Origin of the sequence: Dolichospermum sp. UHCC 0406 (assembly GCF_009712025.1) — a bacterium.
Taxonomy (GTDB): domain Bacteria; phylum Cyanobacteriota; class Cyanobacteriia; order Cyanobacteriales; family Nostocaceae; genus Dolichospermum; species Dolichospermum lemmermannii.
This window is the reverse complement of sequence record NZ_VILA01000023.1, coordinates 1-23,864: the sequence shown is the minus strand read 5'-3', so window position 1 is coordinate 23,864 and position 23,864 is coordinate 1. Positions and strand designations below refer to the sequence as shown.

Genomic DNA, 23,864 nt, shown 5'->3' with positions numbered 1-23,864 from the left:
AAGATACGCGTCTTGAAGATACGCCCCTTGAAGATTCGCCCCTTCAAGATTCGCCCGTTGAAGATTCGCCCCTTCAAGATTCGCCCGTTGAAGATTCGCCCCTTCAAGATTCGCCTTATGAAAATCTTGAAAAATGAGAATACAGTTCTGCAAATCTAAAAAACTTAAACAATTTAAACAAAATAGATCATCATATTTAACTCTTTGTCCACGCAAGCGAGAAATCAAATTACCAAAATCTGTAAAATATTCTTTTTCTTCTCCATATTTATTTTCAATGACTGAAGAATGCCATTTAATTTGGGAAACTTTCTCTGTCACCCTAGCACAAGCATTCAAAACTGCTAACAATGCTTCCTCACCATTCCGGGCTTGACGATTTGCTTCTTGAAAAATGCTAAATTTTTCCATTGGCATACCATGTTTTAACATATAGCTAATTAAGTCACACATCGTCTGCTGCCATGCACCAATATCAACCTTAGAATTATCTTTTTGCCAACGAATTTCATCAACAATAAACTTAAAAATATACTCATCCATTGCCGTTAAACCGCAAATTTTCGCCCAATTTTCTAACGCTTGTTTTTCGTCCCAGCCTAAATCAGAATCTTCTTGATTTTGTTGTAACTGTTGATGTATCAGCTTCAATTGCCGGACAATACCTTTAGCCGCTAAATATTCCCCAAAACTTTTATGCGTAAATTCAAAAGTCTGTTCCCGGTTTTTAACTCCATGTTGCCGAAAGTAAAAAGCAGTTAATAACCGAGTAAAACTAGCTTTTTTATCTTGATTAAAAATATTTAAAATCCGGTCTATAATCTTGCTATCACAATATTTTTCAATTTCTGACAAAGTTGTAATTCTAATATCTCCACCATGCCAAGCCGCAATGGCAATACTTTCTAAAATGCGAACAAAATCTTGTTCTTTCACTCCCTGAATTTGGGGATTGTGATTCTTTCCCCAAACTCGTTGATAAACTTTGCTAATTAAATCTGCATAAATTTCATTGAGATTGCTGTTTTCTGTGAATTTAACAGTATTCTTTTCATAGCTTAAAGCCACAAGATAATTCAGCAAAGGTTGAGCAGTAATTTCTCTTAAATTCCCTCTATCTAACTCATCTGGTAATTTACCATAACCACAACCCTTAGCTTTACCATAATATTCCCACCAAATCTGCCTTTGGTCTATTTTTAATAACTTATTTCTATCAATAAAATTCCTGTTTTCTATTTCTTCTTGATCTACAAAGTAAGGTAAAATATGAAGAACTTGCTTAGGCTTACGGAATTCACTTTCATTTCTTTGAACTACTATTTCTCGTCCACCAATTAAAGCTAATAAATGAGTTTTACTCTGATTAGATAAATCAACCAATCTTCTCACTTCACTAATAAACTTTTGGGCAACTCTTTCCGCCATTTCCCCCTGCATTGCCAATTCATCCAACCCATCAAAAATAATCAATAATTTATCAACTTCATTTTCTCGTTTCAAAGGATTAGCTGGCAAAGGCATATCGCGCATTGATTCAATAAATTTACCAATTGCCTCAACTACATCAGCCTCTGGATTAAACAAATGCAAAGGAATAAATAAAACTGGTATTTTTCCTGTTTCTGCCAATGTCGCTGCCAACATTTTGGCAAAGGAAGATTTACCGCTACCTGGTCCACCACTAATCACCCGCATAGCATCAGTTTTATCAGCTTTATCTAACCAGGTTTGTAGTTCATCTTGTAAATTAACCACATACCGCTTCACATTCTTCTCTACTGATTGATATCTTCTATTAGAGACACCAAAATCATCATCATCGCTTTCTATTTTCTCCTCATAAAAAGCCCTGAGAGGAACATAAACCTGTTTCAGTCCAAATGCTTCATCAAACATTCTTTCTTCTACTTGTTTTTGCAGCCATGCCGAATAACGCCGCCATGAAAGTTCCTTTTTAGCTTCTTTTTCAACAGCTTTACTAAAAGGATTATCTAATGCTGTTTGCAACTTGGCATACTTATCAGAATGTTGATCAAATTCTGAATATACAGCATACAAAAATTCATTAGGCAAGCGATTACTAATTGTTTCTGCTGGTGCTGGATTTAGATTAAATTCTGCTTGTAGCCACTCAGCAAAAGGGGTTTTAATTTCTGCAACAACGGCAAAATTTTGGGGACATTCAAAAAAATCTTGATAAATAGGAATTTCTTCAGTTTCTAGTTTTTCTAAACACTGATTGAAAAGCTGTTCCAAAATTTCCCGCAGTTTATCCTCTTTTACTTCTTTCCCCTGACTTGCTTCCTGTAGTAAATCTTGATTATCTCCTATGAGATTCACCATTGCCTGTGTTAAAGCCGAAGAGACTAACAACCAAGCAATTTCTCCCGGTTCTTGTGCTACTCCAATAGCCGCACCAATATCAACAAAATTTTCTGGTACATTACCAATGTTACCAGTCAACGCATTTGCCCCAACCTTGATTATTCCCACCCCAAAATCCCGCCAATTCACATTAATCTCTCTTTGTCCCAGCGCAACGGGTTTTTTGAGAATAATTCCAATTCCAGGTCTGTTATTCATAGATATTGGTGTGTTTATCGTAATACTTAAATTTCAGGCATATAAACACCCATATTTTAACCTATAACGGTACGCACTTACACAACATAAATCACAGTGCGTTAGCTAGTAGGTTGGGTTGACGCAAGGAAACCCAACATTTCCTATAATCATAATTGTCAGAATCAGGATATCCAGGATGTAAGGATTTACATGATTTGATTTTTTGCTAAACGCCTATAATGGCTGAAAAAGAAAATCTCTTCCTTCTCTTCTTTGCGTCTTTGCTCCTTTGCGTCTTTGCGCGAAATACATTGTCAGAATCAGGAACCGATTAAAGGATTGACAGGATTTTGTGTGAAGTCTGATTTTTTGGGATGTAAGGACTTTTGGATATTACCTGAATTATGATGTAGGAAAGATATGATAGTCCATCAAATAAAAATCCTAAAAATCATCAAAATCCTAAAAATCACAGTTTAGACAGTGGAGATATCAATTAAAAAACGCCGTGCCGCTGTATTATCGTAATTACCAATATAACCACTCACAAATCGGGATGACAGGATTCGAACCTGCGGCATCCTGCTCCCAAAGCAGGCGCGCTACCAAGCTGCGCTACATCCCGTAAAGTCACAGAAACCAAGTTCCACATAAATCAAATTATGTTTTTTTGGTTTATCTCGACTATCATATCACAAAAAAGAATAAATGCAAACCCAATAATCCAGAAAAATCAGATTTAGGGAAATATACTTAGTTCCCTAATCCCCAAACCCCAGCCACGTTTATCATTGAGGATACCAATACATTCCTTTTATACCTTCAGGATCTGACATAAAGCCCATCGTCTTATAGAAATCTACAACATGAGGGTCAGCAAAAAGAGTAACATTACTAATTTCTTCACTCCTGAGTTTTTTAAGGACATATTTCATTAATGCCTTACCTAGACCTCTACTTTGAAAATCAGGATGAACGACTACATCCCAAATAGTGGCATTAAAAGCATGATCTGAGGTAGCACGGGCAAAACCAATCAAACGCTTTTTATTTCCTCGTACTTGCCACATAGAGGCTACGAGAAAACTATGCTCAATCGCTTTTTTTACTTTTCTCAGGGGGCGACGTGACCAGCCAACTGCATCACAGAGTTCTTCGAGTTCATAAAGGTCAATATCTCTTTCCGTACTGAAAACGATTTGATCCTTACCTACACTAGAATTACCATCAACTTCCGCTGTATGCTCATTAACAGCAGTGTTTTTATTTGCCGCTAAAGATTCAGGAGTGCTAAACCAAGTTTTCCAAAAACCCATGCCAATGCAGTTCGGGTAGTATGACTAAAATTGGTTTCCACTTTTTAAAAGTGTTGATTCACATTTAACATCACTATGATCATTGCTTGCCAATCCACTAGAAATATTCTAGGTGTTTTAGCGGTTTGTAATACTCACAGCTAGTTATCAGGTGTTTCTTCCCAATCACTTTCAACTCTAGCATTTTGTTTTCACACTACTCCATAAAACTCACCCAAAGGCAAAAATTTTCCGAAATTCAAGTATCTTTCCCGCTTGAGTGACAATTTTACCCGCTACTGCTTTTATAAACAGACAATGATGGACTGTAGTGTGAGCGTCTCGCTCACGCGGGCAAGATGCCCGCACTACCAAAAACCTGTATTGAGTCGCACCCACTATTGAGGGGACGATATTTAATTATGGCAACAATAGAAATCTTAGGCGTTCCACATACTTATGAGCTAACGGCTCCTACATCATGTCCCCATACTTTAGTATTTATCCACGGTTGGCTAAGTAGTAGTGTATATTGGCAACCTGTAATTTCTCGTTTATCAGTAGATTTACAGTGTTTATCTTATGATTTACGAGGTTTTGGTGAATCACAGTCTCAGGTGACATCAGAGATAGAACTGACTGCGACAAACTCTAGTATGGTTAGTTGGTCTTTGGATTCTATGTACTCTCCATCTGCTTATGCTCGGGATTTGGCTGTGCTTCTCCAACACCTGAATATTTCTAGTGCTTGGCTAATTGGTCATTCTTTGGGTGGCACTATTGCTCTATGGACAGCGACTCAATTACCTGATTGTGTTCAAGGTGTAATTTGTATTAATGCAGGCGGTGGGATTTATCTGAAAGAAGCGTTTGAGCAATTTCGTGCGGCTGGGCAAAAATTCTTACAAGTCCGTCCTCGTTGGCTTTCACAAATGCCTTTGATTGATTTGTTGTTTACTAAAGCTAGTGTATTACATCCTTTAGACCGATATTGGGCGCGTCAACGACTGATTGATTTTATTGTTGCTGATTCAGAAGCTGCTTTGGGAACTCTTTTTGACTCGACTACGGAAGCAGAAATTAACTGTTTACCCCAATTAGTCTCAAAATTAAAGCAGCCAGTCTATTTTTTAGCTGGCGCTGACGATAAGGTGATGGAACCCAAATATATCCGCCATTTAGCAAGTTTTCATTGGCTTTTCCAATCCGTTGGCGATAATGTGATTGAAATTCCTGATTGTGGACATCTAGCTATGTTAGAGCAGCCAGAAGCCGTAGCTGAACATATTCGGTCAATTGTCAGTTGTTAGTTGTTAGTTGTCAGTAGGGGCGAAGCATTTGGAAGATAAATTATCGGTCATTGCCAAAAATAGTTCTGCAAATGCTTCGCCCGTACAGTTGTTAGTTGTAATTGGTAACTGTCTTTCTTCCTTCTTCTTTCTTCCTCCTGAATTCCTGATAGCGAAGCGTGGCGTTAGCCATACTCCTGAATTAATTTTCGTATAACTGCATGACTTGGTTCAGTGAGAGCCGGGAATGGACTCCTAATGTGAGTGGGGAAGTTCTGCCACGTGATAGGTGTTCAACGGCTGCACAGCCAATCATGGCGGCATTGTCGGTGCAAAATTTTAGGGGGGGGAATAGAACCCGCAAGTTATGTTTACTGGCTGCTGCTTGTAAATGCTTTCTCAGCCCACTATTAGCTGCTACGCCACCACCTACAGTAATGGTATCTAATCCATAGTTCCGAGCGCAGGCGATCGCTCTTTTGGTCAGCGATCGCGCTATAGTATCCTGGAAACTAGCCACTACATCGGCAATTGGTACTTCTTTGCCCTCTTTCTCCAACTGCTGTACTAAACGTAATACTGCTGTCTTTAATCCGCTAAAACTACAATCGTAGGGATGATAACCCCCACCTGGTAAAGAAATTTTGCCCTCCGGTAATGCAAAGGCTTGGGGATTGCCAGTTTGTGCCAGTTTGTCAATTATTGGTCCACCGGGATAACCCAGTTTCAACAACCGCGCCACCTTATCAAAAGCCTCACCCGCCGCATCATCACGGGTTTCTCCCAAGGTTTCGTATATACCATAATCTTTCACATAAATCAAGCTTGTATGACCGCCGGAAACAAGTAAGCTAAGAAAGGGAGGATTTAAACTTGGCTCGCTCAAGTAAGTCGCGTAAATATGACCTTCCAGGTGATGCACTCCCAAAAAAGGCAAATCATGGACAATTGCCAGGGTTTTGGCAGCCGTTAATCCTACCAGCAACGCTCCTACTAGTCCAGGCGCACAGGTGGCAGCTATCCCATCAATCTGACTCCAATCTAGATTACTAGATACTAAAGCCTGCTCTATTTCATAATTCAGCGTTTCTAAATGCTGACGTGAAGCCACCTCTGGCACTACCCCACCATATTGTTGATGAACAGCAATTTGTGAAGCAACAATACTGCTACACACTTCACGATTCTTAACAATTGCCACAGCAGTTTCATCACAACTGGTTTCAATAGCCAAAACGGTTGTCATAGAATGGGTAATTGGTAATTGGTAATTGGTAATTGGTAATTGGTAATTGGCAATATACATTCTCTCATATCTCCCCCTGCCCCCTGCTCCCTGCTTCCTACCCTGCTTCCCTATCTTTTGATTGAGAAGCTTTAACTTTTGTTGACTTAAACTTTACTCAGTTCCCAGCCAAGAGTATGATAACTTCCTAGTTATCTAAAATAAAGACTGTACAAGCCGCTTCGTTTTGTACAAGAAACTTCTCGTTTTGTAATAAAAGGAAACAACTCCATGAGACGATTGTTTGCTTTGCTTTTGGTGATGACTCTTTGGTTCAATTTTGCTCCTGAAGCTAATGCACTAGGCGCAAACCTTGTTCCTTGTAAAGACTCTCCCGCCTTTCAAGAGCTAGCACTAAATGCCCGCAACACCACCACTGACCCCGAATCTGGCAAAAAGCGGTTTGAACGTTATTCTCAGGCGCTCTGTGGCCCTGAAGGTTATCCTCACTTGATTGTAGATGGCAGTCTTGATCATGCTGGTGATTTTTTAATCCCTAGTATTCTCTTCCTCTACATTGCTGGTTGGATTGGTTGGGTAGGCCGTGCTTATCTCCAAGCAATCAAAACAGGATCAGATGCGGAGCAAAAAGAAATCCAAATTGATTTGGGTATTGCTCTACCTATCATCACCTCCGGTTTTGCTTGGCCCGCAGCAGCAATCAAGGAATTGCTCTCCGGCGAATTAACCGCGAAGGATTCAGAAATTACCGTTTCGCCACGTTAATTCATTTGTTTTCAATCACTCATTCTGGAGACTAAATTCATGGCTGAAAAAGGTAACGAAACCAACTACTTGATTACATTCATTTCCACTGCTCCCGTTGCAGCAACTATCTGGTTGACAATCACAGCCGGGATTTTGATTGAATTTAATCGCTTCTTCCCTGACCTCCTTTTCCACCCCCTATAGGTTGAAAATCCGGTGCAGAAAAGCTAAGTAAATTAGCTTTTGCTTGTAGATTGTCTCATTGAGTTATCAAACCTAGTTAGGTGAAAATATCACTTAAATTAGCAATCTTCACTAATGTATGAAACTCGTCATGTTGTCCACTGTTTGCGGGTTTCATACTTTTCTAAATGAGAAAGTGGCAAAATTAATTTTTATGAAAAATGCTATCTTTCTCATTTAAAAGCGAGCAAACAACATAACTCAAGCAGTAAGCTCATCAAAAACCCACCTAGTGATCCAAGGAATCGAAAAGTTATGGCAATAGCAGCACGTGATCCACAAAAAGGCGATCTAGAAACCCCCATCAATTCCGCTCCTTTGGTGAAGTGGTTTATTAGCAACTTACCAGCTTATCGCCCCGGTCTCAATCCTTTTAGACGCGGTTTGGAAGTCGGTATGGCTCATGGTTATTTACTATTTGGACCTTTCCATAGATTAGGCCCTTTACGCAATGCCCCCAATGCTACCTTAGCTGGTTTGTTGGGTAGTATTGGATTGGTTGTAATTTTGACAGCTTGCCTATCCCTATATGCTAACAGCAACCCTGGTAAAGCTCTTGCTAGTATTGCTGTACCCAATCCTCCTGTTGATGCTTTTAACTCTAAGGAAAGCTGGAATAATTTCACCAGTGCTTTCTTGATTGGTGGTATCGGTGGCGCAGTAGTCGCTTTCTTCTTAACCAGTAATTCTGGATTAATCCAAGGTTTATTGGGTTAATTTAATTCTTGATAATGGGTAATAGTTGCTAATTTGGGCTATTACCTATTGTCGAGAGAAGTAAGTAGGTTGGCGTTGAAAATTGTCGTTATGGCAAGGGAACAGGGAACTCTTAACAGGGAACAGGAAGAGAGTTTTGGGCGATTTTACTTTTCTTCACATACCTTTAAATTTTTCAGTTCACCTACTTATATTAGAAAATAGATAATTATAATTTTACAAAAAACTAATTATAAAATACTAAATTATTCAGAGAAATAGGGACAACTTTTGCAGCATCAACAGAAAAATAAATTGTTTATTGTTATCTCATCTGTAGGGGTTTAGCACTGCTAAACCCTTACCTATAAAATCAGCTTAACTCAATTATTAATATGGCCAAGTCCAATCGCGGATTTCTGGCATATCTTCACCGTGTTTCTGAATATATTGCTTATGTTCAATCAACTTATCTTGCAATTTTTGTTTTACATAAGCTGCTTGAGAACCTAATTTTGGTACACGGTCAATCACATCCATAACTAAATGGAATCTATCTAAATCATTCATTACCACCATATCAAAAGGTGTGGTTGTTGTTCCTTCTTCTTTATAACCACGCACATGAATATTCTGATGATTTGTATGCCGATAGGTGAGACGATGAATTAACCAAGGATAACCATGAAAGGCAAAGATGATTGGTTTATCAGTTGTGAAAATAGTATCAAAATCTTTGTTACTTAAACCGTGAGGATGTTCACTTTTTGGCTGTAGAGTCATCAAATCCACAACATTAACAACTCGCACTTTTAAATCTGGGAAATTTTGCCGTAAAATATCCACAGCCGCTAAAGTTTCCAAAGTTGGAACATCTCCAGCACAAGCCATAACTACATCGGTTTCACTGTCTTGATCATTACTAGCCCATTCCCAAATTCCTAAACCTTTAGTACAATGTTTAATTGCCGAATCCATGTCTAAATATTGTAATGCAGGTTGTTTACCAGCAACAATCACATTGACATAATTACGACTTCTTAAACAATGGTCAGTTACTGATAGCAAAGTATTAGCATCAGGTGGTAGATAAACACGAATGATTTCGGATTTTTTGTTAATTACATGATCAATAAAACCAGGATCTTGGTGAGAGAAACCATTATGATCTTGTCGCCAAACATGAGAAGTGAGAAGATAATTTAAAGAGGCAATTGGTCTTCTCCAAGTAATATGCCGAGTTGTTTTCAACCATTTGGCGTGTTGGTTGAACATGGAATCAATGATGTGAATAAAGGCTTCATAACAGGAGAAGAAACCATGACGACCTGTTAACAAATATCCTTCTAACCAGCCTTGACAATTGGTTTCGCTGAGGATTTCCATAACTCGACCGTCCGGTGATAAATGGTCATCTTCCGGGAGAGTTTCCGCATCCCAAGCGCGGTTTGTCACTTCAAATAAAGGATCTAAACGATTTGAGGCAGTTTCGTCGGGACCAAAAACGCGGAAGTTGCGGCTTTCTTCGTTGAGTTTCATAATGTCACGGAGAAACTTACCAGCAACTTTGGTAGCTTCAGCGTTAACTGTTCCTGGTTTAAATACTTCTACAGCATAGTTGCTAAAATCAGGCATTTTCAAGTCACGCAGCAAAATTCCGCCGTTAGCGTGGGGGTTGTCTCCCATGCGACGCTGACCTTTGGGGGCTAGTTCTGCCAGTTCGGGAATCAGTTGACCGTTGGTGTCGAAAAGTTCTTCAGGTTTGTAACTTTTTAGCCAATCTTCTAGCAATTGCAGATGTTCCGGTTTACCAGCTATATCACTAAAAGGGACTTGGTGCGATCGCCAATAACCCTCTGTTTTCTTCCCGTCCACTTCCTTGGGTCCAGTCCAACCTTTAGGAGTGCGTAAAACAATCATTGGCCATTGCGGTCGTGCTTGGAAACCATGTACCCGCGCTTCTCTTTGGATACTTTGAATTTCAGGAATGATTGTATCTAATACTGCCGCCATTTTTTGGTGAACTTCCGCCGGTTCAGAACCTTCCACAAAGTAAGGTTTATAGCCATAGCCGATAAATAGGCTTTCCAATTCCCCATGGGGTATCCGTGCTAATACTGTGGGATTGGCAATTTTGTATCCATTCAAATGCAGAATTGGTAAAACTGCACCATCAGTAACAGGGTTGATAAATTTGTTAGAATGCCAGCTAGTTGCTAGGGGTCCAGTTTCCGCTTCTCCGTCACCCACAACCGCCGCAACTATCAAATCAGGGTTATCAAATACTGCACCGTAAGCATGAACTAAAGCATAGCCTAATTCTCCCCCCTCATGGATAGAACCAGGGGTTTCTGGGGCGACGTGACTGGGAATACCACCAGGGAAGGAGAATTGCTTAAATAGTTTTTGCATTCCCTCTTCATCTTGGGAGATATTGGGGTAATATTCGCTATATGTTCCTTCTAAGTAGGTATTGGCAACAATTCCGGGTCCACCATGTCCAGGACCAGCTACGTAAATTGCGTTGAGGTCGTATTTTTTAATAACTCGGTTGAAGTGGGCGTAAATCAAGTTTAGCCCTGGGGTAGTTCCCCAATGTCCTAATAGTCGAGGTTTGACGTGTTCTTGTTGGAGTGGTTCTCTCAAAAGAGGATTGTCGAGGAGGTATATTTGTCCAACAGAGAGATAATTGGCTGCACGCCAATAGGCGTTAATTTTTTGTAATTCTGTGTTTGTTAAAGGTTTTGTCTGTGAAATGCTGGTAATAGTCATAAGAATACCCAGTAAGTAGGAAACTCAGCGTCTTTAGACCTGAGAGGGACGCGACTCGTGCGGTTTTAACCGCCTTGAATATTTTTTCATTACCGCCTTGGAGTTGGGAAATTCGGGGTACTTTTGTGATGTACTTTCAACGGGACAGTTACCGATTCAAAATTCCCAACTCTGTACGCATAATGAATGTTTTGCTCCAAAGAGCCTCCCATTTCTGGGGTAATGTTAGCCTCGACCTGTTATAAGAGCTTGCTTGAGCTTGCAACACTGTTCCAGTGACCTTAGAACTGTTTAATCACAAGCGACAGAGCAGGGAACTGGCTTCGCATTCCAGGGTGTCGTGACTCAAATAACGGCTACCCTTCGACTCCCTTCGACTTCGCTACCTCGACTTCGCTCGGCACAAGTCAGGGCAAGCCGCTCAGGGTGGTCTGGTCAGTACAGCTTGTTTGATTACTCTTGCAAGCTCAGTCCCTTTAGGGCTGGGTTACTGACTTAAAACTCCAGTCCAAAGTATTCGCACCAATCAGTTTTATTGTAACTGTGATGATTTGTTTGGGGAAAAAGTTAATTACTTTCTACAGCAGATTTCGCTCTAATGAGGTACAAACTTGAATTATGAAACTCTTGTAGTGCGGGCATACTTCGACAAGCTCAGTACAAGTCTTGCCCGCTGGATAAGTACCTCATCACACCAGAAAGTGCTGTATTTCACTATTTTTTTGTCTCTTGATATTTAATTTTAGAATAATATTACAAACAACAACACCCAGACATCTACTAGCTTGTTGAATCCCTCTTTTTGTTAACTCTAGCCAGGGATGTACTACCTTTCATCAACTTGATCAACAAGGGATGGAAACCAGTTACAGCGCCCCCTGATTTTCATTCATTTGAGGAAATATCAGCTTTCGCGTTGGGTGTTATTGTTTGTTGACGAGACAGATGTAAATTAAACAGCGCTTTTACCTCTTATTTAACTTGCGTTTTTTCTCTTCTTTCTCTCTAGCTGTTGTATCTGCCAGGGAAGCTTTAATGGCTTCAACTATTGGAATAACAACTTTAAATTAGATTGGATATTTTTGCAATTAAACTTTACAAACAAAAAACATCAGTGAGCTTTAAGAGGTTGTTTGAAAAGTATCAGATGAAACCCATAATCTCCAAAAACCTAACCCCCCTGCCCCCCTTCCCTACCAGGGAATGGGGTTTTCAAAGCCTCTCCCCGCGTCGGGGAGAGGTTTGGAGAGGGGTCAATTTATACATTCAAAACTTTTCAAACATCCTCTAAAAGCCTATACTTAAAATCCTCCTAATGCACGAATATTATCAAGAATGGTAACTTCTCCATAGGGATCGCCCACAGCCCGCATTAAAGGTAAAGCTTGATTGTAAAAGACCAGTGCCTTTTGCTTTTCTCCTAAATCAGAGTAGACACCACCGATATTATTGAGAGTGGTAGCTTCCCCACCGCGATCGCCCACAGCCCGATATATGGGTAAAGCTTGGTTGTAATAGTCCAGTGCCTTTTGCTTTTCTCCTAAATCAGAGTAGACAAGACCGATATTATTGAGAGTGGTAGCTTCCCCACCGCGATTCCTACGGAGCGCTTCGCTATCGCCCACAGCCCGACTTATGGGTAAAGCTTGGTTGTAATAGTCCAGTGCTTTTTGCTTTTCTCCTAAATCATCGTAGACACCACCGATACTATTGAGAGTGATAGCTTCCCAACTGCGATTCCTACGGAGCGCTTCGCTATCGCCCACAGCCCGATACAATAATCTAGCCTCCTGCCATTTTTGAATTGCTTGTCGCAAAGACTCTGCTGATCCTTGTTGATAAAGTGTCTTTCCCTCTTCAAAAAGCCGTTCTGCATTTTCCTTTGTTGCTGCTGGAGATTGAGCAATTTTTGAGGAATCATCTTTTGCCAAAACACGGTTAGAGTCAGTAACTGCACTCACACAACCAAACAACAGAATACTAATAGACAAAGTTATATAGCCGTTACCTACCAGTAACATCAGCCAATTATGTTGTTGTTTTCTACTTTTCATCAGAATTACTACTTGGTAAAATTACAAACTCTGTTTAGAATATCAGCTTTTTGTGATGATACTCTCAGTAAACAATATTTTATATAAGCGACCAGTATAAAAGGTTTTCATCTTTTCAAGAATTGTAAGCGGATTTCTGCACGTACACTCATGAGAATTTTACCGAGATGATTTTCTCCTGTATGATTTGCACCACAGCCCCAGAAACAGTCTGTAGGGGAATTTTCTATAAGCATTTCATCACCTGTGATTAATAATATTTCCCTAATATCAGCATGAGTGATAAATTTTTGTAGTACCCCAATCCGCATGACTTGAGTTTTCACCAATTCCCAATCTGGACGGAAACGACGAGAGGGACAACGCCCTAAAGCAGCAGCCTGTTCAGGACTAACAGCAGCGTGAATTAAAGGTATAATGGGAGCATCGGAACTACCAATAAACTTTTGTGCTTGATAATAATGCTCAACGGTTGGCCAGTCAGTACCGTCAATGTTAATACTGTGGGGAGAAAAGTTAGAAAAACAACCATAGGGCTGGGAAACTTGATAAAAGTAAATAGTCATTTGCAAAATTCTCTTTTATACTAAATTAGCTTTAGCAGTAATAATGTAAATGAATAATAGATTGAGCCATTCTGTTTTATGACTACAGATGCTTTTGAACAAACAAATTGGGTGTGGGAATTTTCCTTATTCCAACAACAAGTAGGGGAATGGATAGAATACCAATTTTCCCGGTTTCAAAAAACTTTACCAGAATTACCGCCTGGTTGGTCAATCAATCCCTGGTTAGGTGAATTACTAAATATCCTATTTTGGTTAGGATTGGGTTTATTCGTGGTATGGATAGGTTGGCGATTATGGCAAGAATTCAATCCTTATATCCATGCTTGGCTAAATGCAATGAGTAATTCTCCAGGTTTTAGAACCAAAGCTGATTCTAGAGAAACATCAATTGCCTTACTGTTAAACCAAGCTCAGGAATTTCACCAACAGTATAATTACACAGAGGCTTGTCGTTGTGTGTATTTAGCAATGCTACAGCAATTGCATGAACAAGCGATCGCCCACCAACAACCTAGCCGCACAGACGGAGAATATCTGCAATTACTCAAATCCTCTGTCACTCTCATTCAACCATATCAAACATTAATTAACACCCATGAACAATTATGCTTTAGTGAGCATGAAATGTTAGCAGAAAATTATCAACAGTGTTGGCAAGCTTATAGAAAAATCCAGGAATCATTAGTCAGGAGTCAGGAGTAAAAGTTTCTTTTAAGGGACTTCCAAATAAAAATATGTCCCAAAACTAACGCAAAAACTCTCTCTATTTCTTCTCTCTCTGTGTTCTCTGTGCCTCTGTGGTTCTTTTGTTCATTTATTGGGATAATTTTTTTCTTGGAAATTCCTAATTCAGATAAATCATGAAACGCAATCAGCGCGTTGCTTGGTTAGGTGCGATAGTCTTAGCCGTGATTATTTTACTTACCACTATAGCAGCCCCCAACACCCAAATAACTAGTGGTTCTACTTATAACCGCAGCCCTGATGGCTATGGTGCGTGGTATGCTTTTATGCAAGATCAAAATATCAGTATTCAACGTTGGCAAAAACCATTTAGTGATTTACCAACAACAAAGAACCCTATTACCTTATTACAAGTTAATAGCACCCTTCAAGAAATAGAAATATATTCAGAACAAGAAGAATGGATAGCAAAAGGGAATAACCTAGTAATTTTAGGAATTAAAAAACCAGTAACCGCAGCAGCATTTAGTACACAGCAGCAATCAACCTTCGGAAAAGTCAAGATTGATACCCGCCGCCGATATAATATTTCCCAGGAAGAACAAATCACACTAGAAGACAAATTTGGGACAATAATTTGGCAGAAAAAGTTTGGTAAAGGCAAAGTAATTTTAGCAACAACACCATATTTAGCTGCTAATGCCTATCAAAACAATGACAGTAATTTTAAATTATTAGCAGATTTAGTCAGCAAAAATAGTCAAAAAGTATTTGTAGATGAATATATACATGGCTATAAAGATAAAGATATTCAGAAAAAACTAGGAGAAGATAGTATATTAAATTATTTCGCAAAAACTCCCCTATTACCAGCCTTTATCCAGCTAATTGTCCTATTATTGGCATTAACTTGGGCAGAAAATCGCCGCTTTGGTAAATCAGTAACCTTAAAAACATCCTTGATAGATAACAGTCAGGCTTATATTCAAGCTTTAGCGGGAGTTTTACAAAAAGCAGAATCTACTGATTTTGTTGTCGAAATGCTAGGGAAAGAAGAACAAATACAACTTCAGAAAACTTTGGGTTTGAGTCAAATTCCTTTAGACAATCAGGTTTTACTAAAAATCTGGGAAGAACAAATAGGGAATAATACAGAAAAACTTAATGCAGTCTTACAACTACAATCACAAAAACGTCGAATAAGTGAACGAGAACTGATAAGCTGGTTAGAGAAATGGCGTAATTTGCGAAAATAATTAAACGCAGATGAACGCAAATAAACGCAGATAAATACGGATGATTATGATTCTGTGCAGCTTTAGATAAATTTGGTATAGATCTTTTGATGAATATGATATTTCTCGAAATCTTTTTTTTATTCCTTTTTTTGTGAGTGATTGATAAATATGAGTGAAACTAATAATTCGGTTTTAATTAATCTGGGAAAAGCAATTAATCAAATAGTTGTTGGACAACCCGCTTTGATTAAACAGACATTAATTGCCTTATTAGCAGGTGGACATATTATTTTAGAAGGAGTTCCTGGCACAGCAAAAACATTGTTAGTTAAAGTATTGGCACAATTAATCCAATCTGATTTTCGCCGTATTCAACTAACTCCAGATGTTCTCCCGTCAGATATTACAGGGACAAATATCTTTGACTTAAATACCCGCGATTTCACATTAAAAAAAGGTCCCGTTTTTACAGAAATACTTTTAGCCGATGAAATTAACCGCACTCCTCCAAAAACCCAAGCTGCACTTTTGGAAGCAATGGAAGAAATGCAAGTTACCCTCGACGGTGAAAGTTTACCATTACCTGATTTATTTTGGGTAATTGCTACCCAAAACCCTTTAGAATTTGAAGGAACTTATCCCTTACCAGAAGCACAATTAGATCGGTTTTTGTTTAAGTTAATTGTAGATTATCCAGAACAAGCAGCCGAAAAACAAATGTTATTAAATCGTCAGTCTGGATTTACTGCAAAACGTGCAGATATTGCCAACTTAAAACCTATCACCACAGTAATTGATATTTTGCAAGCTAGACAAGCTGTAAAACAAGTTCAAGTATCAGAAACAATAGTTGATTATTTATTAGAAATTGTCAGAAAATCCCGTCAATATCCTGATTTAGCTTTAGGTGCATCTCCTCGCGCTGCGGGTGCTTGGTTGCAAACTTCTCAAGCCGCAGCTTGGTTATCGGGAAGGAATTTTGTAACTCCAGATGATGTAAAATCAGTGGCTTCACCCTTATTGCGTCATCGTTTATTATTGAAACCGGAAGCAATGCTAGATGGTTTACAAATTGATGCAGTAGTTGCAGCAGTAATCAATCAAGTTCCTGTTCCTAGATAACGAAACAAAAATCATGATTCCCTCCAAAAAAGTTTATTTTTTATTAATTGCGGGAATATTTATTTCCCCAATTTTATCTATGATTTTGGGAATTTATCAAACCATAATCATAACTTGTTTATTTGATATTACCGTTTTAATTTTAATGGTAGTTGACGGTTGGGGAATGAAAGCGAAGCGCGTAGAAATTACCCGCGAATTACCTTTACGTTTATCTATTGGTAGAGATAATTCAGTTATTTTAAAAGTTCAAGCTGGGAAAATTGATGCAGTTATTAAAATCCGCGATTATTACCCACAAGAATTTGCTGTTTCTACAACCACAGTTACAGCTAATATAAATGCTAATCAAAATCAAGAATCAACTTACACAGTTTACCCAAATCAAAGGGGAGAATTTTCTTGGGGAAATATGCAAGTGCGACAGTTAGGAATGTGGGGGTTAGTGTGGCATGATTGGCAAATTCCCCACAGTACACAGGTAAAAGTATATCCTGATTTAATAGGATTGCGATCGCTCTCCATTCGTCTCACATTACAATCATCAGGTTCTATCCGTAAAACTCGGCAAATGGGAATAGGCACAGAATTTGCCGAATTACGAAACTACCGCAGCGGTGATGATTTGCGGTTTATTGATTGGAAAGCTACCGCAAGACGTGCTTATGGTAATACAGGACCCCTAGTTAGAGTTTTAGAACCAGAACAAGAACAAACATTATTGATATTACTAGATCGTGGCAGATTGATGACAGCAAAAGTTCAAAGTTTGCAACGATTTGACTGGGGTTTAAATACGACATTATCCCTAGCATTGGCAGGATTGCATAGAGGCGATCGCGTTGGTATTGGTGTATTTGACAACAAACTACATACGTGGATACCTCCAGAACGCGGACAAAATCATCTCAACCAACTCATTGATAAACTCACCCCCATTCAACCAGAATTACTCGAATCTGATTATTTAGGTGCAGTTACCCACGTCGTCAAACAACAAACCCGCAGAGCGCTCGTAGTCATCATTACGGACTTAGTTGATATCACCGCTTCCTCCGAACTTCTCGCAGCCCTTACCAGACTCGCACCCCGCTATTTACCCTTTTGCGTCACCCTGCGAGATCCTCAAGTTGATAATTTAGCACATACATTTACTGAAGATGCCACACAATCTTATATTCGCGCAGTTGCACTAGATTTATTAGCACAAAGACAACTGGCATTTGCCCAATTAAAACAAAAAGGAGTATTAGTTCTTGACGCACCAGCAAATCAAATTTCCGAACAATTAGTTGATAAATATTTACAAATTAAAGCCCGTAACCAACTCTAAATTATTTCTCTCCGTGCCTCTGCGTCTCTGCGTGAGAAAAAATGTAGCTCATATTTTCTTCTTCCGACTACAATACCGCACCAAAACCACAAACAAACCCATCCCTACTAAATATTTAATTGGATTGGGAATAACCGGATTTGGTGAGAAAAAACCCTCAATTAAAGCAGCAACAATCAACATCACCACAATCCCAAAAACCAATTGTACAGCCAAAGAACCATAAAACTTCAAAGCATCCAGACGACGATATTTACCAGGAAATAAAATTGCCCTTGCCAGTAACAAACCTGAACCTCCTGCAAAAAATATCGCAGGTAATTCCAAAGCACCATGGGGAAATACAAAGGCCCAAAATGGATAAGCCAGATTGTTTTGAGCAACTAAAGCACCAATAGCGCCCATTAACAAACCATTGAATACTAATAAATAAGTCGTATATAAACCCGCCGTAATTCCCCCAGCCACAGCCCCAAAAGACACAGAAATATTATTCATCATAATATTACTAGAAGCTAATGGTTCAATCCCCACAATCGAACCCATCCATAATTCATGCTTATCTCGCACCAGGGAAATCAATCTTTCCGGTACTACCAACGACATAAAACTCGGATCTTGCCAAGCATACCACCAAGCAATTAAGCCTCCAAAAACAAACATAGCGGTGGCTGTGGCAATGTATAGGAACGTTTGCTGCACCACTTGAGGAAATCCCCATAGGTAAAATTCCTTAGCCGCTTGCCATTCCTGTCGCCGCGAACCCTGGTAAATTTGTGTATAGGCGCGAGTTGTCAAAGATTGTAAACTTTGAATTAAAGTTTTACCTACTTGCTGGGTACGCGCCCTAGCTAAATCCGCCGCCACGGAACGATATAAACTCGCTAATTCCCTAATTTCCGCAGAACGGAGAGACTTTAACCGTTTTTGTTCCACCTTCTTTAACAAAGCGTCTAAACGCTGCCAATTAGCCTCTCGTCTTCCTATCCAACGTTGAATATTCATAAAATTTCTAAATACTTAGTACAGATTAGCTTAAAATAACTTCAAAGTAAGCGCCGTATTTTAGGAAAAAATTAACACCATGTCTGGAAATTTTAATTCTCCTAACCCTATTCAACCGTTAAGTGTAGGTAGTGTTGTCAGTGCGGGAATACGATTGTACCGTTCTCATCTTAAAGAATATTTTTTCATAGCTCTTAAAGCTTATGCTTGGTTACTAGTTCCCATTTACGGTTGGGTGAAATTTTATGCCCTTTCAGCCCTGATTTCTCGATTAGCTTTTGGGGAATTAGTTAACCAACCGGAAAGTGTTTCATCAGGTAAACGATTTGTCAATTCCCGCTTGTGGGAATTTTTTGTGAACATGATCCTCATGCTTGCCATTAGTATAGGAATTATGCTTGGATTTGTACTTATTGGCAGTTTATTGATAGGTATACCAACCGCATTACTAGGAGGATTACAGGATGCAAATCCAGCTAATATAGGTATTATCATTTTAATAACTTTGGTAGTCATGATAATCATTTTTACAGGTATTTTGTGGATAGGAACTAGGTTTTATTTAGTAGATGTTCCTCTAGCAATTGAAGATAATGTTAATGGTAGTTCAACCATTAATCGTAGTTGGGAACTAACAAAGGGAAATATTGGCAGAATTCTGGCAATTTCTCTTATTAGTGCTTTAATCACCATTCCCATCCAATTTATTATTCAAATCATCACTAGTATTATTCAGCTAATTTTCACACCTTTACTAAGGGAAGGAAATGTTGGTTTTTCAATGATATTTTCTCTGTTAATAATTGGACTAACTCTTGCTGGTTTGGCCTTAATTGCACCTTTTTGGCAAACAGTTAAAGCAGTTATTTACTATGACCTCAGAAGTCGGCGAGAAGGGTTGGGTTTACAATTACGTGACCACGATATTTAAATATAAAAAATGCACCTTTTTAATCGCATTAAATTCACCACACCCGAAAGTGTGGAAATAGAATTTACCCTGGCTGGAATTGGTAGTCGGGCTTTAGCATTAATGATTGACTATCTAATTTTGGCTTTTACTTTAGTGGTAATTGCGTTGATATGGTCGTTTATTTTTCAACAAATAACTGATGTTGGAGTGAGTATTTTTGGCTCTAATTTCGGCTTGTGGTTGATAGCCATATCTCTATTAAGTCTGTTCTTTATTTACACAGGTTATTTCGTCTTATTTGAAACTCTTTGGCAAGGACAAACACCAGGTAAACGTATTGCTAAAATTCGTGTTGTGCGAGATGATGGTAGACCTGTGGGTTTACAACAAGCAGCATTACGAGCTTTACTCCGTCCTCTTGATGAATCTTTATTTATCGGTGCTTTTTTAATTACTTTCAGTAATCGAGAAAAGCGTCTTGGTGATTTAGCCGCTGGGACAATTGTGATTCAATCAGAAACAGTTGTAAAATCATCAAGTTTAGCTATTTCTGAAGCAGCTAAATCTTTCCATATTCAGTTACGAGAAATAGCCGATTTATCATCTTTATTACCCGATGATTTTGCCATTATTCGAGAATATTTACAGCGACGGAGTGGAATGTCAAAAAAAGCCAGAATAGCACTTTCTTTAAAACTCACCCAACAAGTTCAATCTATTATTAACTTAGAAATTCTCCCAGGGAATATTGCTTCAGATGTATTTTTAGAAGCTGTTTATCTTGCCTATCAACAACCTGAATATTAGAGGCGATTTTCATCCATAATGGGCTATTTACGTGATAATTCATCTGAACCAGGACTTATGGCGAATGCCACATTTTTGAAGTGAATGTGGTAACATATCAAAAAATTGGTGAAACCGAAAAAAGCCACACCAACTTTAATGAAGCTATCCAACTATTCAACGAAATAGAAGCGCCCAAACAAGTTGAGAAAGTGGAAAAAGCAAAAATAGGAAATATCTCTTGATTAAAATTATTTATATGTGTCGAGTTTGTAGGGGTTTAGCACTGCTAAACCCCTACTATGAATTACTTAAAAATCCAAACTCGGCCAGTCTGGTTGACGATAATAGCGGATCATATTATCAAATTTTCGTAATTCCACCTTATTAATGAGAAAATCTGGAGTATCTAACGGCAATGATTGATTAAACTCACAAAACATTGTATTCAGATTTACCCGATCTAACTCTGGGGGAATTTCGCTAAAATACCCCAATGTTACATGAGCCGTAAAATGATAATGCTGCTCAATACCCAAGCCCATTAACGTGCGATTTTGATAAATTATCCGTCGGAACTGAATAATTTCCTCATAAGAACGTTTATCCTTTGGTACTAAACACACACCTACAGCCCTTGGCATCACAATCAACCCCAACATTTGCCAAGATATAGGAGATCCCTTTGTCATCAATTGTTGATATTGTTGAAACATCTCAGCCAACTGAGAATTCAAATCTTCAGCAAATTGGGGATTTTTTGTACAAGCATGATGAAAAGCACTATCCCAAATTAAATCTGCCACCGTCAGATGAAAACTCACAGCAGGAACAGGTACAATCAAATCACCACCAATGGGTAGCTCTAATAATTGCCGTTGATAGGCTTCTATTTGACCGTAGAAAGCAGCGTTTTTCAGGTCTTCTGCTGCTGGTGGGGTAATCAGCGTATAGCCTGGAAAGGGTGTAGCAACTCTTACTCCAGCATGAACCCGAAATTTAGAAGATTCCTGAATATGCTGAATCTGGGTTTTGTAAGCTTCTGGTAGCGTCATGTGTGCTACCCGATTTAAATAGATTTGGTAGTTGTCGTCCAATCTTGATCACCTTGCGCTCTTTTGATAGATTGTAGGGAGATTTACTCAATTTGACCAAATTAATTTTTAATTTTAAATTGCTATGCCAATATATGTTTACTGGGGGGAAGACGATTTTGCCATGGAAAAAGCCGTAGTAACTTTACGAGATCGCATCCTTGATCCCCTCTGGACTAGTTTTAACTATACCTCATTTCCCGCAGATCAACCCGATTCAATAGTCCAAGCTTTAAATCAAGCAATGACACCACCATTCGGGGCTGGTGGGCGTTTCGTGTGGCTCATTAACACCACTCTGGGGCAAAATTGTCCAGAGCCTATCCTAGCCGAATTACAACGCACTCTCAAAGTCATCCCCCCAGATTCCACCTTACTATTAACCAGTCGCAACAAACCAGATGAACGCCTTAAAAGTACAAAACTCCTCAAGCAATTTGCTACAATTTCCGAATTTCCCCTAATTCCCCCTTGGAAAACCGAACTTTTAGTCCAATCAGTTCAACAAGCCGCTCAAACTGTCGGTATAAAAATAAGTCCCCTCGTCGCCGAACTATTAGCCGAATCAGTAGGTAACGATACCCGTCTTCTCTACAATGAACTAGAAAAATTACGTCTTTATACAGAAGGTAGTGGCAAACCTTTAGATGTGAATACAGTATCGGAATTAGTCAGAAATACCACTCAAAACACCTTACAACTAGCAACAGCCATCAGAACTGGAGACACCCCAAAAGCCTTAGGAATCTTAGGTGATCTCAGCAATGCAGCCGAACCGGGTTTACGGATAGTTGCCACACTCATAGGTCAATTTCGCACCTGGTTATTAGTAAAAATGATGATGGACAGTGGTGAACGCAACCCGCAAGCGATCGCTCAAGGTGCGGAAATCTCTAACCCCAAACGCATCTACTTCCTACAGCAAGAAGTCAAATCTCTCCCCCTACAACAACTCATCTCTGCCTTACCACTGCTATTAGAATTAGAAGTCAGCCTCAAGCAAGGTGTATCCGAAACCTCAACCCTACAAACTAAAGTCATCGAACTTTGTCAAATATGTCGCCGCATTTAATAACCCCATCAATATCAATATATTGATTCAATCTTGCTTGACTGGAACTTCTAATTCAGAAAATAATTCAAACTTATGATCGATCACATTTCCTGTTTGTCCTTCTGTGTCACCTGTATTATATATGCTCACAATTTACAGTCTTCATTCAACCAAACGGTTGCAGCGAATTCTCTCTCAACCCTTGATTTTGGCAACTATTGCCACTGCAAGTCTGATATTCGGGACTTTCGGCTTCAATTCCCAAGGAATCGCTCAAACCTTAAACATCAACAATACAGAAGTAACTAACTATGCAAAAGCTGTATTGGGGATGGAACCAGTCCGTCAGCAAGCCTTTGAGGAAATAAAAAAACTCATCGGTAGCAAAGATGTTCCCCAAGTGATCTGTAATGATCCTACAAGTATCAATGCACTACCTGGCAAAGCCAAAGATATTGCCGGAAATTACTGCAACCATTCTCAAAAAATAGTCGAGGATAGTGGTCTTACAGTTGAAAGATTCAATAAAATCACCTTAGAAATCCAAAACAACAATAATTTAAAAAAGCAACTGTATAATACATTACTACATTTGCAAAAGGCTTCACCCTCAAAAACCTCCAAATAAGTAATCTCAAATACTATGATCAGGATGGCAAAAAGCCATGATTATCACTAAAAATCAGGGGAACATAGAGTTTAACCCCTTTATCGCCGATTGATTCCTTCGCTAACCTGCATGAGACCAAAAAGATAATTCCTGTTTTTTTACCAGACTGATAACTTAGAAAATAGGCTGAATCCCTATTTTCACAAAGATTTCAGCTATTATTTCCCCTGCCAAAAAAATATTTTCCCAACCCCCTTGACAAGAAAAGGAAGGATTGCTATATTAGTTAAGTGCCGGGGAGATAAAACAACTCACGGCAACTGAACCGAGAAAAAATAATACTTTGAAAGAATAGATTAAACCAATCCTCGTCGTCAAGATAATTTAAAGAGGATTCGAGATTTTAATTAATTTCGGAGCCGACAAACTCGAAAGAACCAAAATGGAGAGTTTGATCCTGGCTCAGGATGAACGCTGGCGGTATGCTTAACACATGCAAGTCGAACGGAATCTTTAGGGATTTAGTGGCGGACGGGTGAGTAACGC

At 39.0% G+C, this 23,864-nt stretch carries 22 protein-coding genes, 1 tRNA gene and 1 rRNA gene; 15 read left to right on the top strand and 9 right to left on the bottom strand.

Going from position 1 to position 23,864, the window contains the following annotated elements; genetic code table 11:
* The 3 genes from FJR09_RS19550 to FJR09_RS19540 all read right to left on the bottom strand — a co-directional run.
* On the bottom strand, nt 1-2,586 hold a 2,586-nt coding region (locus FJR09_RS19550), incomplete at its 3' end, for a pentapeptide repeat-containing protein (protein ID WP_168654166.1).
* Nucleotides 2,587-3,119: 533 nt separating this feature from the next.
* Nucleotides 3,120-3,193: transfer RNA gene (locus FJR09_RS19545), tRNA-Pro, on the bottom strand.
* A 163-nt stretch (nt 3,194-3,356) separates the two neighbouring features.
* Complete coding sequence (locus tag FJR09_RS19540) at nt 3,357-3,884, bottom strand: GNAT family N-acetyltransferase (RefSeq protein ID WP_015079096.1); 528 nt, start codon at nt 3,882-3,884, stop codon at nt 3,357-3,359.
* A 401-nt stretch (nt 3,885-4,285) separates the two neighbouring features.
* On the opposite strand from FJR09_RS19540, the gene FJR09_RS19535 reads away from it, so the two are divergent.
* Both FJR09_RS19535 and FJR09_RS19530 read left to right on the top strand, forming a co-directional pair.
* Nucleotides 4,286-5,173, top strand: a complete 888-nt coding sequence (locus FJR09_RS19535; RefSeq protein ID WP_168653413.1) for an alpha/beta fold hydrolase — start codon at nt 4,286-4,288, stop codon at nt 5,171-5,173.
* A 7-nt stretch (nt 5,174-5,180) separates the two neighbouring features.
* Nucleotides 5,181-5,369: a hypothetical protein gene (locus FJR09_RS19530; RefSeq protein ID WP_148279027.1), complete on the top strand. Its 189-nt coding sequence runs from the start codon at nt 5,181-5,183 to the stop codon at nt 5,367-5,369.
* Here FJR09_RS19530 and tsaD read toward each other — a convergent pair.
* A complete protein-coding gene (gene tsaD, locus FJR09_RS19525; protein WP_168653416.1) occupies nt 5,355-6,398 on the bottom strand; it encodes a tRNA (adenosine(37)-N6)-threonylcarbamoyltransferase complex transferase subunit TsaD in 1,044 nt (347 codons plus the stop codon). The two genes, FJR09_RS19530 and tsaD, sit on opposite strands and share 15 nt — an antisense overlap.
* Nucleotides 6,399-6,668: 270 nt before the next feature.
* Here tsaD and FJR09_RS19515 point away from each other — a divergent pair, with 270 nt between their 5' ends.
* The 3 genes from FJR09_RS19515 to FJR09_RS19505 all read left to right on the top strand — a co-directional run bounded on the left by FJR09_RS19515 (nt 6,669) and on the right by FJR09_RS19505 (nt 8,105).
* Nucleotides 6,669-7,163 (top strand): photosystem I reaction center subunit III PsaF, encoded by a 495-nt coding sequence (locus FJR09_RS19515; RefSeq protein ID WP_015079099.1) that lies wholly within the window; start codon nt 6,669-6,671, stop codon nt 7,161-7,163.
* A gap of 39 nt (nt 7,164-7,202) precedes the next feature.
* On the top strand, nt 7,203-7,349 hold the full coding sequence (psaJ, locus tag FJR09_RS19510; RefSeq protein ID WP_015079100.1) for a photosystem I reaction center subunit IX: 147 nt from the start codon (nt 7,203-7,205) through the stop codon (nt 7,347-7,349).
* Nucleotides 7,350-7,643: 294 nt separating this feature from the next.
* Nucleotides 7,644-8,105: a photosystem I reaction center subunit XI gene (locus tag FJR09_RS19505; protein WP_015079101.1), complete on the top strand. Its 462-nt coding sequence runs from the start codon at nt 7,644-7,646 to the stop codon at nt 8,103-8,105.
* A gap of 369 nt (nt 8,106-8,474) precedes the next feature.
* On the opposite strand, the gene FJR09_RS19500 is transcribed toward FJR09_RS19505, so the two are convergent.
* The 3 genes from FJR09_RS19500 to FJR09_RS19490 all read right to left on the bottom strand — a co-directional run bounded on the left by FJR09_RS19500 (nt 8,475) and on the right by FJR09_RS19490 (nt 13,476).
* Nucleotides 8,475-10,856 (bottom strand): phosphoketolase, encoded by a 2,382-nt coding sequence (locus FJR09_RS19500; RefSeq protein WP_168653414.1) that lies wholly within the window; start codon nt 10,854-10,856, stop codon nt 8,475-8,477.
* A gap of 1,301 nt (nt 10,857-12,157) precedes the next feature.
* On the bottom strand, nt 12,158-12,910 hold the full coding sequence (locus FJR09_RS19495) for a tetratricopeptide repeat protein (RefSeq protein WP_168654165.1): 753 nt from the start codon (nt 12,908-12,910) through the stop codon (nt 12,158-12,160).
* 107 nt (nt 12,911-13,017) lie between these two features.
* Entirely contained in the window at nt 13,018-13,476 is a 459-nt protein-coding gene (locus FJR09_RS19490; RefSeq protein WP_168653359.1) for an NADAR family protein, read from the bottom strand.
* A gap of 78 nt (nt 13,477-13,554) precedes the next feature.
* Between FJR09_RS19490 and FJR09_RS19485 the strand changes: the two genes are divergently transcribed.
* The 4 genes from FJR09_RS19485 (at nt 13,555) to FJR09_RS19470 (ending at nt 17,856) form a co-directional block, all read left to right on the top strand.
* On the top strand, nt 13,555-14,181 hold the full coding sequence (locus tag FJR09_RS19485; protein WP_168653358.1) for a DUF4129 domain-containing protein: 627 nt from the start codon (nt 13,555-13,557) through the stop codon (nt 14,179-14,181).
* A 158-nt stretch (nt 14,182-14,339) separates the two neighbouring features.
* Entirely contained in the window at nt 14,340-15,419 is a 1,080-nt protein-coding gene (locus FJR09_RS19480; RefSeq protein WP_015079107.1) for a DUF4350 domain-containing protein, read from the top strand.
* A 150-nt stretch (nt 15,420-15,569) separates the two neighbouring features.
* Nucleotides 15,570-16,523 (top strand): MoxR family ATPase, encoded by a 954-nt coding sequence (locus tag FJR09_RS19475; RefSeq protein ID WP_015079108.1) that lies wholly within the window; start codon nt 15,570-15,572, stop codon nt 16,521-16,523.
* 13 nt (nt 16,524-16,536) lie between these two features.
* On the top strand, nt 16,537-17,856 hold the full coding sequence (locus tag FJR09_RS19470; RefSeq protein ID WP_015079109.1) for a DUF58 domain-containing protein: 1,320 nt from the start codon (nt 16,537-16,539) through the stop codon (nt 17,854-17,856).
* Nucleotides 17,857-17,904: 48 nt separating this feature from the next.
* On the opposite strand, the gene FJR09_RS19465 is transcribed toward FJR09_RS19470, so the two are convergent.
* Nucleotides 17,905-18,861: a stage II sporulation protein M gene (locus tag FJR09_RS19465; protein WP_015079110.1), complete on the bottom strand. Its 957-nt coding sequence runs from the start codon at nt 18,859-18,861 to the stop codon at nt 17,905-17,907.
* Between the two features lie 79 nt (nt 18,862-18,940).
* Between FJR09_RS19465 and FJR09_RS19460 the strand changes: the two genes are divergently transcribed.
* The 3 genes from FJR09_RS19460 to FJR09_RS19450 all read left to right on the top strand — a co-directional run bounded on the left by FJR09_RS19460 (nt 18,941) and on the right by FJR09_RS19450 (nt 20,805).
* Nucleotides 18,941-19,792 carry a DUF975 domain-containing protein gene (locus tag FJR09_RS19460; protein ID WP_168653357.1) on the top strand — a complete coding sequence of 284 codons (852 nt, stop codon included), beginning with the start codon at nt 18,941-18,943 and terminating at the stop codon, nt 19,790-19,792.
* 9 nt (nt 19,793-19,801) lie between these two features.
* Nucleotides 19,802-20,581, top strand: coding sequence for an RDD family protein (locus tag FJR09_RS19455; RefSeq protein WP_015079112.1), 780 nt, complete (start codon nt 19,802-19,804; stop codon nt 20,579-20,581).
* Nucleotides 20,582-20,667: 86 nt separating this feature from the next.
* Nucleotides 20,668-20,805, top strand: coding sequence for a hypothetical protein (locus tag FJR09_RS19450; protein ID WP_158310507.1), 138 nt, complete (start codon nt 20,668-20,670; stop codon nt 20,803-20,805).
* Between the two features lie 66 nt (nt 20,806-20,871).
* Here FJR09_RS19450 and FJR09_RS19445 read toward each other — a convergent pair whose 3' ends face one another.
* A complete protein-coding gene (locus tag FJR09_RS19445; protein ID WP_015079113.1) occupies nt 20,872-21,657 on the bottom strand; it encodes a hypothetical protein in 786 nt (261 codons plus the stop codon).
* Nucleotides 21,658-21,739: 82 nt separating this feature from the next.
* On the opposite strand from FJR09_RS19445, the gene holA reads away from it, so the two are divergent.
* The 3 genes from holA to FJR09_RS19430 form a co-directional block, all read left to right on the top strand.
* Nucleotides 21,740-22,726, top strand: a complete 987-nt coding sequence (gene holA, locus FJR09_RS19440; RefSeq protein WP_015079114.1) for a DNA polymerase III subunit delta — start codon at nt 21,740-21,742, stop codon at nt 22,724-22,726.
* Nucleotides 22,727-22,850: 124 nt separating this feature from the next.
* The gene (locus FJR09_RS19435) at nt 22,851-23,336 is read left to right on the top strand and encodes a DUF4168 domain-containing protein (protein ID WP_015079115.1); all 486 of its coding nucleotides are present in this window, start codon (nt 22,851-22,853) and stop codon (nt 23,334-23,336) included.
* Between the two features lie 421 nt (nt 23,337-23,757).
* A 16S ribosomal RNA gene (locus FJR09_RS19430) occupies nt 23,758-23,864 on the top strand; the annotation flags it as partial.